Raw genomic sequence first — 15,283 nt, 5'->3', positions numbered from 1 at the left:
CCCCCAACCGTTTCCGCCCCACATTAGACCAAACGTCTAATGTCGAGAAGCATGCTGGAAGTCAGTCCGCCATCACCGCAGACGAACCTTTCTCAGCCATTATTCCGGCGTTCCGGGTAAGGGCTCTTCCGGGGTTGGAACTTGTTTATTGTTTTTCCGGATGGTACACTTCGCCAGAGCGCTCGTTTGGGAGCTGGCTGCATTGCAGATGAAAGCGGAGACAGATGTCGGAATACAATCCTGAGAACCGTATCGAGATTGCCTCCCAGGCTGGCGATGATACGGTTGATCCGCGTCCGGAATGGCGCTCGCCCACCGTTATGAAGATTGACTTGGCCCGCACCCTTGCTGGGTCTGGCTCGAACCCGGACTAAGTCGCTGACGGCATCTTCCGTGTCGGCGGGAGCGGTGTTGGAGTTTTTCAAGTGAGTTTCGGTGTTTTCGGCCTTGTCCGACGCGATGGCGGGCCGATTTCCGCGAAAACACTGGAGATCTTCCAGGCCGATGTTTCGTCGTACTCCGGAAACATTCGCGCGGATTTTCTCTGTGCCGAGACGGCTATTCTCGGCTCAATCCACCGGGGAGAACAGGGGGCGTGCCCCCTCGGCGAGGCCGTGTTGTTCTCGGCTGCGGGGCGGCTGGACAACCGGACTGACTTGGCACTGGCCTTGGACTCGGTTGCCGACGGGGGGGCCGATCTTTCAGACCGGGATTTGATCCGTCACGCCTATGGCCGCTGGGGCGCAGATTGCGTCAACCATCTGCGCGGAGACTGGTGCTTTGCGGCTTGGCATCCCGCGGACCGGCGACTTGTCCTGGCCCGCGACCGGTTCGGCCCTACAGCCCTGGCCTATTGCATCACGCCAGCCTTCATCGCCTTCTCGCCCCGCTTCCTGACTCTCCGCTCCTTCGTCAAACATCCCAGTGACTTTGATGAGCTCTATCTGGCGCAAAGGCTGGTTGGGTGGCATCCCTCTCCCGGTGATCGAACGATTCACCCCGAGATAAAGCTGCTTCCACCAGCCCATGTCATGGTGGTAACCCCGGAACAGACCAGGATTGAACGATACTGGCGGATAGAAGACGTCAGCCTGTGCCGGTTTCGTCAGCGTCAGGATTATGCCGACCGGTTTCGGGAACTCTTCGACGCCGCCGTGCGCAATCGTCTTGTGGGGGACGGCCCGTTCGGCGCGACCCTGAGCGGCGGTCTCGATTCCAGTTCGGTTGCGGTTACCGCCGCAGCTATTCTCTCGCGCAGCGCCCAGCGTCTCCACGCCTTCACCTCCATACCGACCACCGAGACCTCGCCCTATACGGGCCCACTCTTCGGCAATGAGTTGCCCTATGCGCGGGCAGCCGTGGAAATGGCGGGCAATATCGACCATCACCTCGTTGAGGGGCGCTCGCTTACGCCGCTGCAGGGGCTTCGGGCCATGCTTTCCATTACCGGCACCCCCGGCTATGCGGTCACCAACTTTTTCTGGCGGTTGGAATTGCAGGCCCAGGCTCGGGCTCTGGGCTGTCAGGTGGTCCTGACCGGCCATTTGGGAAATCCCGGGATATCTTGGGTCGGCAGCCCGTTCTCGCTTCCGCTGGTTCAACGGCTTCGTCGGATAGGCTTGGGGCGCTGCCTCAAGGAATTGTTGCGCGAGATCGTGCCGACTCCGGCCATGCGCATGTGGAAGGACCTTCGGCTGTCGGAGGATTGGTTTCGCACAAGTGCGATCCATCCGGAGTTCGCCCGCCGCATTCGCCTGAGAGAGCGTATTCTGGACGATGGCGGCGGGCCTCTTTCGCCCCGCGCCAAGGACGGGTTGACGCACCGGCTCAAGATGCTGAGCCCAGAGGCCAATTCCAGCAGTGCGATCTATACGGAAATGGGGCTGCAGGGCGGTATCGAATATCGCGACCCGACGGCCGATGCTGGCTTGCTGGAATATGTCTTGTCCATACCCGACCATATCTTTATCGATCAGGAAAGTGGCCTCGACCGTTGGGTGATCCGGTCCGCCATGACGGGACGCCTGCCTGACGTGATCCGGGTGAACTCGAAAATCGGTAGACAGGCCGCCGATCTCGTTCCGAGGCTCAGGGGAGACGCACAGGCTATGGACGTGGCATTGGATGAATTGGCGCATGGACCGGCGGCCAATTACGTCGATGTGGATCACATGCGCGCAACCTGGCGTTCCATACAGACCGAAGACGGCCCGGATATTTTAAGGCAGGCCGACTCCATCATCATGCGCGGGGTTATGGCCGGGCAATTCGTGAATACGTATGCAGCAGACAGGGCATGATCCCACTTCCGCCCACTCTGTCTGATCTTCAAATGGAATTTGGATGCGTGCCGCTTCATCTCGATGCGATCACGTCGTCCGGCGTGCTGTGGGAGGTGGCGGACGGGCAATTCCTGCTGAGGGTGCCGAATGTCGCGCGCTATTTCGTCGAGAGAGGCGAGCGCATCACCATACAGCCCGACCCCGAGGCTCAGATGATGGAGGTCAAGCGCTTCGCGGCCATGACTCCTTTGGCGGCGGCGGCGTACCAGCGCGGCCGCCTTGTCTTGAATGCCGCAACCGTCGTCAACGGCTCGGGAGATGCGGTGGCCTTTACCGGCATTGGCGTATCGGGCAAGTCAACATTGGCCATGAGCTTGCTGTTGCACGGGTGGCGGCTGCTGTCGGATGATCTTGCCGTGATATCATGGTCCGACGCGGGTGGGCCGATCGCTGAAGCCGCCGATAGCGGACTTTGGCTCTGGCCAGATGCAGCTGCCGGATTGTCCTTGCCATCGGCAAAGGACAGCGGGCGGACATTCCATCAGGTGGAGAACCCTAAAATTGCCGGGCCCTCCCGGTTGAAGGCCATTGTCAGGCTGGGGCTGGAAGACGGTGATCGGGTCTCTCTGGAGGCTGAACTTGGGGCCAAAGCCGTTATGAGCGCGGGCTATGCGATCTATAACAGGCGGATTGCGTTGGCAATTATGACGCCGGTTCGGATTTTTGAGTTGCTTGCCGAGATTGTCCGGACGACTTCATCCTTACATCTAAGGCGCCCGCTCAGAGGATGGTCGGTTGATGACGTGACGCGGCGATTCCTGGAGTGGGACTCATGAGTTTTGCCTATATGGCTTACGGCCTTCATCTGTCGTTGCCGTTTTCCTGCCCTTCGTTGCTTGCGGTGGATGGGGCGTCACCACTGGATCTGAGCGTGGTGGAGGGCGTGGTGCCCCAAGCTCTTTCCGCTCCCACCCTCCGGACCCCCAGATATGATGCGGCCCCAGGCCTCTTTTTGTGGAAGGGCGACCCGCGTGGAGGCCGTTTCCTGGTGGAGGGAGGGCAGCGTGTGACCGTCGAGAGGAATGAAGCGTCCGAGGATGGCAGGCTCGCATTTCATTTCATCCACTCGATATTGGCTGCGGTCATGCGCCAGCGGGGCCATCTGGTGCTGCACGGCAATGCCGCTGTCGGCCCCAGGGGGGTGAGCGTTCTGTGCGGCCGTTCCGGGGCCGGCAAATCGACGACCCATCAGGCCCTTCTGGATGCCGGTTGGAAAACATTGTCCGATGACGTAACGGTTCTCGCTGCGCGACCGGACGGTGGATTCGCGGTCCTGCCCGGAAACAACCATGTTTCCATGTGTCTGGATGCGGCCGAGAGGCTGGGCAAGAATATAGCCAGCCTGCCGCGCAATCCGTGCCAAGCCAAGAAAGTCACGCTTCCGGCCCCCGATATGGGAACTTTGGCGCCCCTTGCCGAGATCGTGATTCTTGATGCCTGGGATGACGATCGCGTGGAGAGTATTCCCTTGATCGGGGCCGAGAAATTCGCGGCGTTGCATGACTGCATTTATGGCCCATTGCTTCCCGAGGAGCTTGGCGACCACTTTACCGTATTTTCGGCGGTGGCAGGGGGCGTTCCCATGCGCCGGGTTTGCCGACCGAACGGAACATGGACCATCGCCGCCATCATGAGCGAGATTTGCCGTGACTGATATCGTCTGGCTGGCGTCATTTCCCAAGTCAGGCAACACATGGATGAGGGTGCTTTTAAATAACTATACCCGCAACTGCTGTGAGCCCCTTGGCATTAATGATCTCGAAAATAACGTCATGGCAAGTTCCAGGGAATTGTTCGATGACTGGTGCGGGATCAAGTCGTCATCCCTGAACGACTCTATTGTCGAAAGCCTCCGGCCTGAGGTCTATCGCAGGCTGGCGGGAACCATGAGGGATACAATATTCATCAAGGTTCACGATGCTTGGGGGGGCAGTGCCCTATCCGGAGAGCCGATCTTTCCACCATCGCTGACACGGTGCTCGATCTATATTCTGCGCAATCCGCTGGATGTCGCCACGTCATTTGCCCATCATCTCGGGGTATCGATCGAAGATGCAGTCGAGAGGATGGGGGATTCTTCGTCCCGGCTTGGCGGCGGTTCGCGACGCATGACGGATCAACTGAGCCAAGTTATCGGGTCATGGAGCGATCATGTGAGAAGCTGGGTCGATCAACCCGACGGGCTCACGCATGTCGTGCGCTATGAGGATATGTTAAAGTCACCCGAAGCGGTGTTCAGGGAGGTTGTGAGGGCCTGCGGTTTGCCTTTCGATGCTGACCGGGTCTGTCGCGCAGTCCGGTTCTCCAATTTTGATGAACTGCAGCGACAAGAGCTGGCCGGGGGGTTCCGGGAGAAGCCCTCGGCCGGGACTGGGAATTTCTTTCGTCGGGGACGAGCCGGTGGATGGCGGCAGGAGTTAGCCGCCCATCTTGCCGACCAAATCATCCGATCCCATGGCGAGGTGATGCGCCGGTTCGGATACCTGGACCGTGACAACAATCCGCTTCCCTATGGAGATGAATAGATGCCTCTGTGTGCCACATCAGTTATCGCCCAAACGGACGGATTGCAGTCGACCACCGTTGGTGACGAGATCGTCATCCTTAATCTGGCATCCAATAACTACATCGGCCTTAATGATGTCGGCCGTCGTATCTGGTCAATATTGGAGTCTCCTCACCGGGTGGATGATTTAATCAAGCTCCTGACGGAGGCCTTTCGTGGTGATCCCGAGGTTATCGCCGCAGAGGTGATGACGTTCATCACGGAACTGGAACGCGATGGAATCATCCATGTCGTTGAAGACTGACATCGACAAATTACGGCGGGCTTCTGCTGCCGAGATTTTGCTGCTTATGGAAGCTATGACGCTGTTATGTGTCGTTAAGGCAGGGGTGCTTACCTTGCCGTTCCGGTGGCTTGCGGCGCTGACCGGATTGGAGTTGTCCTCCGCGACCACGGCGGAGAAGGCGGGGCCAGAGGGTGATCCTGAATGGGTTGGCAAGGCCGTGCGCGCCATGGCGGCCAGAACCCCCTGGAAAAGCACCTGCCTCGTCCAGGCGATAACCGGCGCAATCATGCTGCGCCGCCGGGGCATTCCGGCCTCGCTGCTATTGGGGGTGGCGAAGGAAAGCGGCCTCATCGCCCATGCATGGCTGAAAAGTGGCGATGTCTTTGTAACCGGCTATGCTGGGCATCAGACCTATCGGGTTATTTCAGTCTTTACCGTAAGCCCCCGCTAAATCACCCGCTCCAGAACCCTTGCGACGACGGACGCGGTCTCCGTCCAGGAAAAGTGCGACGCGTGTGACAGGCCCCGCTGGATACATGCCTCGCGCCGATGCTTGTCCTTGGTGATGACGATCATCGTCGCGGTCCACTCTGCGACATCCTGCGGTGGGACTCGCAACGCCGCGTCTCCGCTCGCCGTATCCAATCCAAGAGCGGTGGATGCGATCACCGGAGTGCCGCAGGCCATGGCCTCTATAACCGGCATACCAAACCCCTCGTAGTGCGACGGGTAGCATAGCGCAATAGCCCCGCCGAGCAGGCTAGGTAGATCTGACGCGGGAACGTAGCCGATCTCGCGGACCATGTCGTCATGGGCGCCCACTATCTGGGAGCCCCATCCCGCTGCTCCTGCCAGAACCAGGGGGTGGTCTCGCCGGAACTCGGTCGGCAGGGCCTTGTGGGCGGCAATCAGCGTCGACAAGTTCTTTCGTGGTTCCTGAGCCGCCAGGCAGAGATAGTACGTGCCGGACTGAAGGCCTAAGCGATCCATGACCGGCGCGAGACGGGCGTCGTTCTGGGGGAGAAATCCCGGCGAGAGCCCCGGAGTGGCGACGCTTATGCGGTCCGGAGAAACGCCAAGCAGACTGGTAATTTCAGCCTTGGTAAAATCCGATACTGCGATGATTTCCGACGCGCTTGCCGCAGCGTCCTGGAGGGAGCTCAGCCATCTTAATCGCCCTTTTGGGTGAGTTTCGGGCATTCGCATATGGGACAAATCATGAATAATGGGAACGATGGGGTGGCAAGGTGCCGGAGGAAGATGATTCGGCACCAGAAAGACATCCGGACGAAACGAGCGGGGAAGCCGACTGAAACAGCTTCGTTGAACTTTTCGCCACGCCTCGTAGGCAAATGGAATTTCGCGCCAGAACCGGATGGATGGATGGTGGTCGGATGGGGCGGAGAGTGTCCGTTCCCAACCAATTCCATTGAACAGGAGAAAATCCCAGTCGGGACGGATTTCCTGTAAGGACTGGGTCAGACGATAGGTAAAATGGGCGACCCCGGTCCACTGCCTGCCAAGGCTTGAGCAATCGATGGCGACTCGGCAATCTTTGGACATGATGAAGTCGCGCGCCCCAAGCCTATGGTGTCAACCATGATGCCGCAAAATCACCTGCGGATTAAATCATAAATCTTCCTGCCTCCAGCGCATCCTTCGGCATTGAACGCATATTTTTGGTGGGGAATATGAAGCGAAAATTAGGAAATATCTTGACAGTATTTCTGTCTGTTCTGTTGTCGATTGCGGTGTTCGAGCTTATTCTTCAGGAGTTTTCCCCGACATACCCTTCTGATGTTCCTGGAATGATGGTTTTTGACAGCGAACTTGGCTATCGCTACCGCCCCTCCAGTCATTTCCTTCGTTCCGCCGACTACCAGATCGAGTTCGAAACAAACCGTCTGGGTAGTTTTAACTACACCGACGATTTCACGGGCTACCGAGAGCTCGTATTCGCACTTGGGGATTCCTATACCCAGGGTACGGGGGTGCCGATGGACGCATCCTATCCGGCCCAGTTGGACCTTCAACTGAACATCGGCTCGGATGGGCGTTATAGGAAGGATATTGCCGTCGTTAATTTGGGCGTTTCCAGCTATGGGACGCTGCAAGAGCTGATCACCTTTCGTCGGATGCTGAAAGAACTTGGAAAGCCATCTTTTGTGCTTCTGCTTGGTGCCGAAAACGATGCGGAGGACATTGATGAACTGCTCTCGGGGCGTCGGGCCCGAAAGGCAGTTGCGGGGAGTCCGTATTGGGGGGCTTTCACCCCAGTGGCTCGCTGGATTCTCGATCGCCAAGTAACCATCCTGGCCCTTGAGGCATTGCGCCCTCTCCTGATCTCAAGATCTCCAAGCCCCCATGGCATGTCGGTGGCAGAGCGGTGTCGGCCCTATCTCGAAATGCTTGCCGACGAGGTTGAGGTTGCGGGAGGAAAGCTGATCGTTTCCTGGGCTGTCACCCAAGACCACGCTCCAAGCTATGACTGGCTTCGAAACTGGGCATTGCATCGCGGGGTCGGCTTTGCCGATTGGTGGCCGACGGTTCAGAGTGTCCGTGACCAAGTGCCGACCATGCCGCTCCGCAACCCACATTCCGGAGGACATTTCCGCACCTGGGTGAATCAGGCCATCGCCCGCGCCTTCGCAAAGGAAATAGGGGCATCGCGTCCTACGGTCGGCCAAATGAACCGCATGCCATATAACCGCATCCACTGAAGCTGAATTCAGCATCCAGATGTTGGGGCACCCAACGATCAGCGATGATTGCCATCGCTGATCGGGTCATCAAGGTCTCCTACGGAAAACGATCAGAACGAAACGGATCTATTTCGGCGGAGCCACTGGGATGGCGCCCTTGACGTCGGGAGCCGCTGGCTTGGCCGCCTCTGCCTCCGCCTTAGCTTTGGCTTTGGCCGCCTCCGCCTTGTCTGTTGCCTGCTGCTTCGTTGCATCGGTCATGGTGCCGACCCCCTGGGCTCCGACCTGCCCCACGGCCTGGGACATTGCGCCGGACTGGGCCATGGCCGGTACGGACAAGGCCATCAACACGGCTGCGGTAAGCGCGATCTTCATGGGGGTTCTCCTCGAGACACGGCGTTTTCTCAACGCAAGTTACCGGCTGGTATAGCCCAGCCCGGTATAATCTTCAGGTCGGACCGTCCAGACAATTCCGGCCATTTCCCCGCCCAGCAGCACACATGGCCAAAGCCGGGAACTTCGATCACCCGCACTTTGGATGAGTCCACCATATGAGAGATATAGGAGCGAACAACCCCCGGTGCAACAACGTCATCCGCACGGCCGACGAAGTGAACCTGCGGGATGGTCTCCACGTCATGCGCGGCGTCGGCGGGATCCAGGGAACCCGAGAGTGGGGCCAATTTCTCTGTGCTGGTCCAATAACGAAGGTCGAGATTGGCGGCGACCGTGACGATGCCCACCACATCCGACCGGCGCGCGGCCAGCAGGACCGCGATGGCCCCACCGCCGGAATAGCCGACCAGAACCAGACGCTGCGCTCCAGCCCGGTCCTTCAAGACATCGACTGCCTGCCCCATGCTTTCGATCACTTCCGGAGCATAGCGATGACTGGTCCAATAGGACGGATGGCAATTTCGCCCGCTCCCAGCCATCTGATACTGGCAGGGGCGGGTAAGATAGGCGGTACTCCCGCCGGGATGGCCGAGGGCCAGCCGCAATGCGGTTGGGTCGTCGGGGGTAGGGTCGCTGGAGATCGTTCGCGGTCCCAGAAATGCAAGGCCGTCACCCTCGACATAAATCGTGAGTTGGCCTGTGCCGTTACCTCGTGGTGACGCGACGGCAATCAGGTCGAATTGCTTTGCTGCAATGCTTTGGTAGCTCCATCCGGACGTGTCCGCGATGGCTTTCGCCTTGCGTTGCCGAGGGAGAAACTCCGTCGAGGAGCAGGCGCTCAGCACCAGAAGAATCATGAAAAGGAAGGAATATGAATGTTTTGAATGAGGCATTTCTGGATCCGTGGCGTTGCTATTCAACCCAGGCGTTTGTTTGTTTCGGCCTGTGGTATTTTTAACACTGATACAATATGTCACTTTCACAAGGCACAACCTTGCTTGAGATCAAAGTGATAGGCCGTTAGATTGGCCGCTAATATATGTGTGTGCTGAGCCCCGGGGGGATTCTAATGAACAAGGCCTTAAAAGTCGCCGCGATCTCGTTCGGGGTCGTTGTTTCGTCAAGCGCCTGGGCTGCGGGCACGTATAATACCGCAACGAATACGGTTGCTGGTGGGCAGGTTGCGCAGCAGTCGGCGTCTCAGGTTTCGACCGTTATTTCGTCTCGCATCAGTCAGGCCGTCTCGGCCGGTACCAGTTCAGGTACCGCGATCACGCCGTCCGTGCCGAGCGGTGGCGGCGGTGGAACTGGAACCGGAACCGGCGCGGCTCCCCAGCAGGGAAGTTCGCTGCTCAATTTCGGTGACGGCAAGTCGGCGGGTTCGGCGACCAAGGACTTTGGCGTCTGGGCCAATTTCGGCAATGCCTGGATCAAGGACGACCACAAGTTCGAAAACTTCCACGGTATTATCGCCACGGCGGTTCTCGGTGCCGACTATCGTGTGACCGACCAGTTTATTGTCGGTGTCGCCTCGGGCTACGAAGGTGCCCGTATCGACACCCCCTTTAACAACGGCTCCCTGATTGCCAACAATGTCGGCATTGCCCCCTATGTGGGCTATAACTTCAATCAGAATTACAGTGTTGATGCCACGGCGGGCTATGCCTTCCTGAAGTACAACATGACCCGCCTGAGCAATTCCGTATATGGCACGACCTATGGCGGCCGTGTGTTCGGAGCCACCAACTTCAATGCCAAGACCACCATGGGGAATTGGCAGCTCGGCACCAATCTGGGTTACATGTATCTCTCGGAGGCTCAGAACTCCTATCGGGAATCCGGCGTGGGTGGCACCGTGGTGGACCGGGTGAATATTCGCCTGGGCCAGCTGCGCTCCACCACACGGGTCGGCTACATGGAAAGCACCGATTGGGGTTTTCTCAACCCCTATGTGTCGGTTCGTCCTGAATATGACGTCAACAAGAGCCCGGCGGGCATCATTGATACGGCCTCGGGGACCAAGGCGGTCGGTGACCGCTTCGGTGCGACCTTTACCGGTGGTCTTGTTGCCGGAGTGGGAGACGACCTCACCCTCATGCTTGAAGGCAGCAGCGGACAGTTCCGCTCTCACATGTCCATGAATGGTGTGACCGGGACAGTCCGGTATCGGTTCTAATCCCGAGTCTAAGAGAAACGGGATGCCACGTGATGGTGGCATCCCGTTTTTTATTTAGGGCTCTCCAATGTCGGCGATGACGACGCATCCATAGGGGCGGCGAAAGGTGCTCATCGGACTGGTCAAGCTCTTCGACATCGTTGCCATTCTCATGGGTGGCGGCTTGGCGTTCGTCTTGCGTCATGGAAGCCTGAGCATGTCGCCGTTGCAGACGGGGCTGTTGCTGATTTCCCCCCCAGTCTTGTCGTTCTGGTTCCATGTGTTCGGCGCCTATTCATCGGGGCGGATTCTGAACAGCGCCCATAGCATGAATGCCCTGGCCATTGGCGGATTGGCCGGGGGGGTCACCCTGATGACCTTGGGCTATGCCACCAAAACCAGCGGCGAGTTTTCCCGCGTCTGGCTGATGCTGTGGGTCCCCTTGAGTCTCCTTCTCTTGGTGTTCGGCCGGGCCGCCATCGGCGCCGCCAGTGCGCATCTGAAGTCAGCCGGTATCGGGCGCCGCCGCATCGCGATCATCGGCCGGATGGACTTGATCGAAACGATCCGGCGCCGCATCGACCTGACGCCGGATGGGACCGACATCGTGGCAGTGGTCGCCTTGTCTCTGGACAGCCAGATCTCGGACCATGTCGCGGCATTACGGACAGCCTGCGCGGATACAGACCCGCACGGAATCGTTGTGGCCGTCGGTGGGCAGGATATTTCCGATGTGGAGAGGATGATCGTCGATCTGTCGTCATTCGACACGGATATCGATCTTTTCCTTGAATACTCAGCCATCCGGTGGCCGTTTGAAACGACCGATACCCTTGCCGGTATGCCGGTTCTGCGCGTGATGAACCGGCCTTGGCGCGGGGTCGCATCGGTCCTGAAGGCGATTGAGGACCGGGTGGGGGCGGTGGTGCTGCTTGTTGTGCTGGCCCCTCTCATGGGGCTGATCGCCGCCGCCATCAAACTGGACAGTTCCGGGCCGATCCTTTATGCCCAGCGACGCTCGGGCTGGCGGGATCGGGAATTCACCGTCTATAAGTTTCGCACCATGCGTCACGATCCGACGGAACAGGTTATGACCACGACAATCCGCAATGATCCACGCGTCACCCGGATCGGCAGATTGCTCCGCCGGACCAGCCTCGACGAGCTTCCCCAGCTCTTCAACGTTCTGACCGGCTCCATGTCGCTGGTTGGCCCGCGCCCGCATGAGGTTTTCCATTCGCAAGGCTTGGCGGCCATCACGGATTCCTATCTGTGGCGGACGCGGGTTCGGCCAGGCATGACGGGCTGGGCCCAAGTCAATGGCTGCCGGGGGGAGATCACGTCCGCCGAGGATTTGGAACAACGGATCGCCTATGATCTGTTCTATATCGAGAACTGGTCGATCATGTTCGATGTCATGATACTGGCTCGCTCATTGGCCCTCTGTTTTCGTGACAGCAAGGCGTATTGATCATGAGAGTGGCCATCGTATTCGACTGGTTGACCGTGATCGGTGGTGCCGAGCGGGTCCTGGCCGAGATGATCACCCTGTATCCGACGGCCGATATTTTCGCGGTGATCGATTTCCTGGAAGACCGGCGCATCCTGCAAGGCCGCCCGGTCACCACCAGCTTCATCCAGCAGCTTCCCTTCGCCAGCCGCTTCTATCGGCGGTATCTCCCCCTGATGCCCCTGGCCATCGAGCAATGGGATTTCTCGGCCTATGAACTGGTGCTGTCCTCCAGCTATGCCGTCGCCAAAGGCGTCTTGACCGGCCCCGACCAGCGGCATGTCGCCTATATCCATACGCCCATGCGCTATGCCTGGGATCTGCAGAACCAGTATCTGGGGGGGGGGAGCTCTCCTGGTTGGGACGGTGGGCGGCCCGTTGGATGCTGCACCGCTTACGCCTCTGGGACCAGCTGTCGGGGCAGCGGCCCGATGTCTTGATCGCCAATTCCGGCTTTGTAGCCAAGCGGATCGCCAAATATTGGCGCCGCAGCGCCGAGGCCGTCTATCCGCCGGTGGCTATGGAGCGCTTTCAGGTCAGTCATCACTCCGAGGATTTTTATCTGACGGTATCCCGGCTAGTTCCCTATAAGCGGATCGATCTCATGGTCTCGGCTTTCGCGGCCATGCCGCACCGTAAGCTTGTGGTGATCGGTGACGGGCCGGAATTGGCGCGGCTGCGGGCCTCGGCACCGGCCAATGTGGTTTTGTTGGGCGCTCAGCCCGATCATGTGGTGGAGGACCATCTATCGCGCTGTCGGGCCTTCATCCTGGCTGCGGTCGAGGATTTCGGCATCGCTCCCCTCGAAGCCCAAGCGGCGGGAAAGCCGGTGATCGCCTTGGCCAAGGGTGGGGCGCTTGAGACACTGCAAAATCCCCAGGCGGAAGCACCGACGGCGGTTTTCTTTCATGAGCAAACCGCCGCCTCGCTCTGTCAGGCGGTGGAGGAGATGGACCGGCAATATCCCATCATGGATCCCCTCGGTTGCCGGGCGAACGCCGAACGGTTCGCACCCGCACGGTTCAGGGAGGCGCTGTCCATGGCTATCCAGAAGGCGCTGGAGAAACCATCATGATGGCCACAATCTTACTGTCGGCCACGGGACTGCTGATTGGCCTGTTGTCCGTTCTGTTGTCCGACAAGCATTTCGCCCTTGGGGTTTGGCAGCAATCCGAACCCGTGATCATCGCCACTCATTTCGGAGCAAGCCTGTGTTGGGCGGGACTGGCCGTGGGATGGCGGCGCGAGCCGTCTCTCGCGTCGATGCTTCGGTCCCCTCTTGTCCTTCCGGCCCTGGCTTTGGCGGTCTGGAGCGCATTGGCCGCTTCCCTGGCAGAATTCCCCGGCTTGGCGCTACTTGGCGCCCCGCAAAGCGGTGAAGGCCCCCTCTGGTATCTCGATCTGGCCGCCTTCGTCATGGCGGCCTGGCGTCTGCGCGATGAGAATACCCGGATTCATGATGTCTTGGTTCTGATCGGAGGGCTCGTCATCCTCGGAGTTGGAGTTTGCAATCTGTCGCGGACGGTCACATGGCTACCATTCCGTACCGGCATTGGATTCTTCGGCTTCGCCGAATTCCTTGGCTATAGCGCCCTGGCTCTGCTTCCCGTGGCCTGGAATGCGAGAGAGCGAGGCAATCGGTTTTGGAGCGTCATAGCGGCTGTCGGCATATTGGGCGTGCTGATGTCGCGCAACCGAACCGCCATGGCGGGGTTCGTCGTGATCGCGGTCTTCCTGATGCCGCTCCGCCTGACGATCCCGGCTTGGCTGATTCGATATCGCATGGCGCTCGTCATCGCCGTCATAAGTATCGTCAGTCTGGCCCCCTATGTTTTGCTGAACCATGTGACTTGGTTCCACGGCACATTCTCGCTGTGGTCCCGCTCTATCCTCCACAGCGTGATCGCACCGCATGTTTTTGACAGCCTCAAAACGGCTTTCTTCGGCCATGGCTGGGGACACTTTACTGAATATCTGGCGCGCCATGTGGCCGATACCGGGATCTCCCTGGTCGATGGCAAGTGGAAGGATCTCTATCGTGACGAATTCCACAGCCACAATGCCGCCTTGGAAGCCGCCTTTGCCACCGGTCTGCCCGGTCTGACACTGGCTATTATACTCCGCGCCGGCATCGCGCTGGGAGCCGCGCCACAAGCGGGCAGGATGGCCTTTGGCTTTGCCTTGGCCCTGGCGCTCACCGACGCCACATGGTTCATGTTGCCCCTCAGCCTCGCTCCGCTCGGTTTTGCCTTGGCCGCCTTAGCCCCAGTGCGAACCGAATGGCGCAACACGGCCGCTGGCCGTCAGGGATCTCTGATGGTGGCTGTGGGTGGGGGCGCCGTCACCCTGGCTGCGACATTGGTGCTGTTCAACAATGCAGTCATGACGGGCCGTCTGGAGGCTTGCCTTTCCCCGCAGCCAGCCATAGTCGACTGTGGCCACGTCCAAGTTCCCACCGATCCGCGCGGACAGAATTTTGACCTTGCCGTTTCGATCAGCAATTCATTGACGGCATCACAGCGTCGCTCAACCACCCTCGAACTTTCCCCCGAACATGCAGAATTCCTGTCGCGACTGATTCGGGAGGGAGCAGAGCGCACAAAATCAAACGGTTCCGCTTTGCTCCCCATCGTCATCGCCAATGCCGTGGGGCAGTCCGCGTTTCCCTCTCCCACCATCCCTTGGCTTTCCATGACGCCCGAATTGGATGCCATGTGGCGGGAGGAGATCATCAGGTTGATCGAGATCGCCCCCAACAGGATGGACATTGCCGCGATTTATCTAAATTGGCTGATTGCGGAGGGGCGCGATGGTCCAGACGATACCCTCCTGCCCAAGCTAGAGCAGCTGCAGCCATCGCATCCCGTCGTGTTATGGTTTCGGGGGGTGCGCCTGATCGCTGATCCGTCATCGGCCCATCAGGCTAATGGGCTGAATATGCTCCACAGAGCGATTGCCCTTGGTGCTGGTCGCTTTGTGCCGATAGCAGATGATGTAACAAAGTCCTTAGCGCACTGAACCGAATGGCTCTTTCTGGCACACAGGGGCCATAGCGGACCTTCGCCCTGACCGGCCGTTGTCGGGGGTACTGCGGTCGTTCTGTACGAAATCGGTCGATTTCGGACACACCTCCTGCCCCTGTCCGAAAAATAGCTTTACACACTTCCGAACATGGCCTATCTTTCGGACACCCTTTATGGACTGAACTAGGCCATGGCACGCACTTTCGCCTATGTCCGCGTCTCGACCAACGGTCAGACGACCGACAATCAGGTCTTGGAGATAGAAGCCGCTGGTTTTGCGATTGAACCGCGACGGGTTATCACTGAGACGATCTCGGGAAGCGTTGCCATCGCCCAGCGCCCAGGATTTACCCGCCTCCTTGA

The 15,283-nt window shown here is 59.1% G+C and carries 16 protein-coding genes; 13 read left to right on the top strand and 3 right to left on the bottom strand.

The window, feature by feature from the left end; translation table 11 throughout:
- Window positions 1-425: 425 nt before the first annotated feature.
- From H261_RS03690 to H261_RS03665, 6 genes are read left to right on the top strand one after another with little or no spacing between them, the layout of a single operon-like run.
- Window positions 426-2,300, top strand: a complete 1,875-nt coding sequence (locus H261_RS03690) for an asparagine synthetase B family protein (protein ID WP_008614451.1) — start codon at window positions 426-428, stop codon at window positions 2,298-2,300.
- The gene (locus H261_RS23210) at window positions 2,297-3,118 is read left to right on the top strand and encodes a hypothetical protein (RefSeq protein ID WP_152426690.1); all 822 of its coding nucleotides are present in this window, start codon (window positions 2,297-2,299) and stop codon (window positions 3,116-3,118) included. The genes H261_RS03690 and H261_RS23210 overlap by 4 nt, the downstream gene beginning before the upstream one ends.
- The gene (locus H261_RS23205; protein ID WP_008614447.1) at window positions 3,115-3,996 is read left to right on the top strand and encodes a phosphoenolpyruvate carboxykinase (ATP); all 882 of its coding nucleotides are present in this window, start codon (window positions 3,115-3,117) and stop codon (window positions 3,994-3,996) included. Before H261_RS23210 ends, H261_RS23205 begins: the two co-directional genes overlap by 4 nt.
- Entirely contained in the window at window positions 3,989-4,867 is an 879-nt protein-coding gene (locus tag H261_RS03675) for a sulfotransferase domain-containing protein (RefSeq protein ID WP_040475662.1), read from the top strand. Before H261_RS23205 ends, H261_RS03675 begins: the two co-directional genes overlap by 8 nt.
- Window positions 4,868-5,152, top strand: a complete 285-nt coding sequence (locus H261_RS03670) for a PqqD family protein (protein ID WP_008614444.1) — start codon at window positions 4,868-4,870, stop codon at window positions 5,150-5,152.
- Window positions 5,136-5,585, top strand: a complete 450-nt coding sequence (locus H261_RS03665; protein WP_008614443.1) for a lasso peptide biosynthesis B2 protein — start codon at window positions 5,136-5,138, stop codon at window positions 5,583-5,585. Before H261_RS03670 ends, H261_RS03665 begins: the two co-directional genes overlap by 17 nt.
- Here H261_RS03665 and H261_RS03660 read toward each other — a convergent pair.
- The gene (locus H261_RS03660; protein WP_081608847.1) at window positions 5,582-6,697 is read right to left on the bottom strand and encodes a glycosyltransferase family 4 protein; all 1,116 of its coding nucleotides are present in this window, start codon (window positions 6,695-6,697) and stop codon (window positions 5,582-5,584) included. The genes H261_RS03665 and H261_RS03660 overlap by 4 nt on opposite strands.
- A 152-nt stretch (window positions 6,698-6,849) precedes the next feature.
- Between H261_RS03660 and H261_RS03655 the strand changes: the two genes are divergently transcribed.
- On the top strand, window positions 6,850-7,854 hold the full coding sequence (locus H261_RS03655; protein WP_152426689.1) for an SGNH/GDSL hydrolase family protein: 1,005 nt from the start codon (window positions 6,850-6,852) through the stop codon (window positions 7,852-7,854).
- Between the two features lie 108 nt (window positions 7,855-7,962).
- Here H261_RS03655 and H261_RS03650 read toward each other — a convergent pair whose 3' ends face one another.
- On the bottom strand, window positions 7,963-8,211 hold the full coding sequence (locus tag H261_RS03650; RefSeq protein WP_008614438.1) for a hypothetical protein: 249 nt from the start codon (window positions 8,209-8,211) through the stop codon (window positions 7,963-7,965).
- Window positions 8,212-8,240: 29 nt separating this feature from the next.
- The gene (locus H261_RS03645; RefSeq protein WP_152426688.1) at window positions 8,241-9,215 is read right to left on the bottom strand and encodes an alpha/beta fold hydrolase; all 975 of its coding nucleotides are present in this window, start codon (window positions 9,213-9,215) and stop codon (window positions 8,241-8,243) included.
- An 86-nt stretch (window positions 9,216-9,301) separates the two neighbouring features.
- On the opposite strand from H261_RS03645, the gene H261_RS03640 reads away from it, so the two are divergent.
- The 6 genes from H261_RS03640 to H261_RS03620 all read left to right on the top strand — a co-directional run.
- The gene (locus H261_RS03640; RefSeq protein WP_008614434.1) at window positions 9,302-10,408 is read left to right on the top strand and encodes an autotransporter outer membrane beta-barrel domain-containing protein; all 1,107 of its coding nucleotides are present in this window, start codon (window positions 9,302-9,304) and stop codon (window positions 10,406-10,408) included.
- Window positions 10,409-10,514: 106 nt separating this feature from the next.
- Window positions 10,515-11,858: an exopolysaccharide biosynthesis polyprenyl glycosylphosphotransferase gene (locus tag H261_RS03635; RefSeq protein ID WP_008614433.1), complete on the top strand. Its 1,344-nt coding sequence runs from the start codon at window positions 10,515-10,517 to the stop codon at window positions 11,856-11,858.
- Window positions 11,859-11,860: 2 nt separating this feature from the next.
- Window positions 11,861-12,337 carry a glycosyltransferase family protein gene (locus tag H261_RS25720; protein ID WP_052004137.1) on the top strand — a complete coding sequence of 159 codons (477 nt, stop codon included), beginning with the start codon at window positions 11,861-11,863 and terminating at the stop codon, window positions 12,335-12,337.
- Window positions 12,334-12,972, top strand: coding sequence for a glycosyltransferase (locus H261_RS25715; protein ID WP_052004136.1), 639 nt, complete (start codon window positions 12,334-12,336; stop codon window positions 12,970-12,972). The genes H261_RS25720 and H261_RS25715 overlap by 4 nt, the downstream gene beginning before the upstream one ends.
- Window positions 12,969-14,915 (top strand): O-antigen ligase family protein, encoded by a 1,947-nt coding sequence (locus H261_RS03625; RefSeq protein ID WP_040475660.1) that lies wholly within the window; start codon window positions 12,969-12,971, stop codon window positions 14,913-14,915. Before H261_RS25715 ends, H261_RS03625 begins: the two co-directional genes overlap by 4 nt.
- Window positions 14,916-15,110: 195 nt before the next feature.
- Window positions 15,111-15,283, top strand: a 173-nt coding sequence (locus H261_RS03620) for a recombinase family protein (RefSeq protein ID WP_008614429.1), incomplete at its 3' end; no start/stop codon positions are given.

The organism is Paramagnetospirillum caucaseum (assembly GCF_000342045.1).
Lineage (GTDB): Bacteria > Pseudomonadota > Alphaproteobacteria > Rhodospirillales > Magnetospirillaceae > Phaeospirillum > Phaeospirillum caucaseum.
This window is presented reverse-complemented; position numbering and strand designations above follow the sequence as displayed.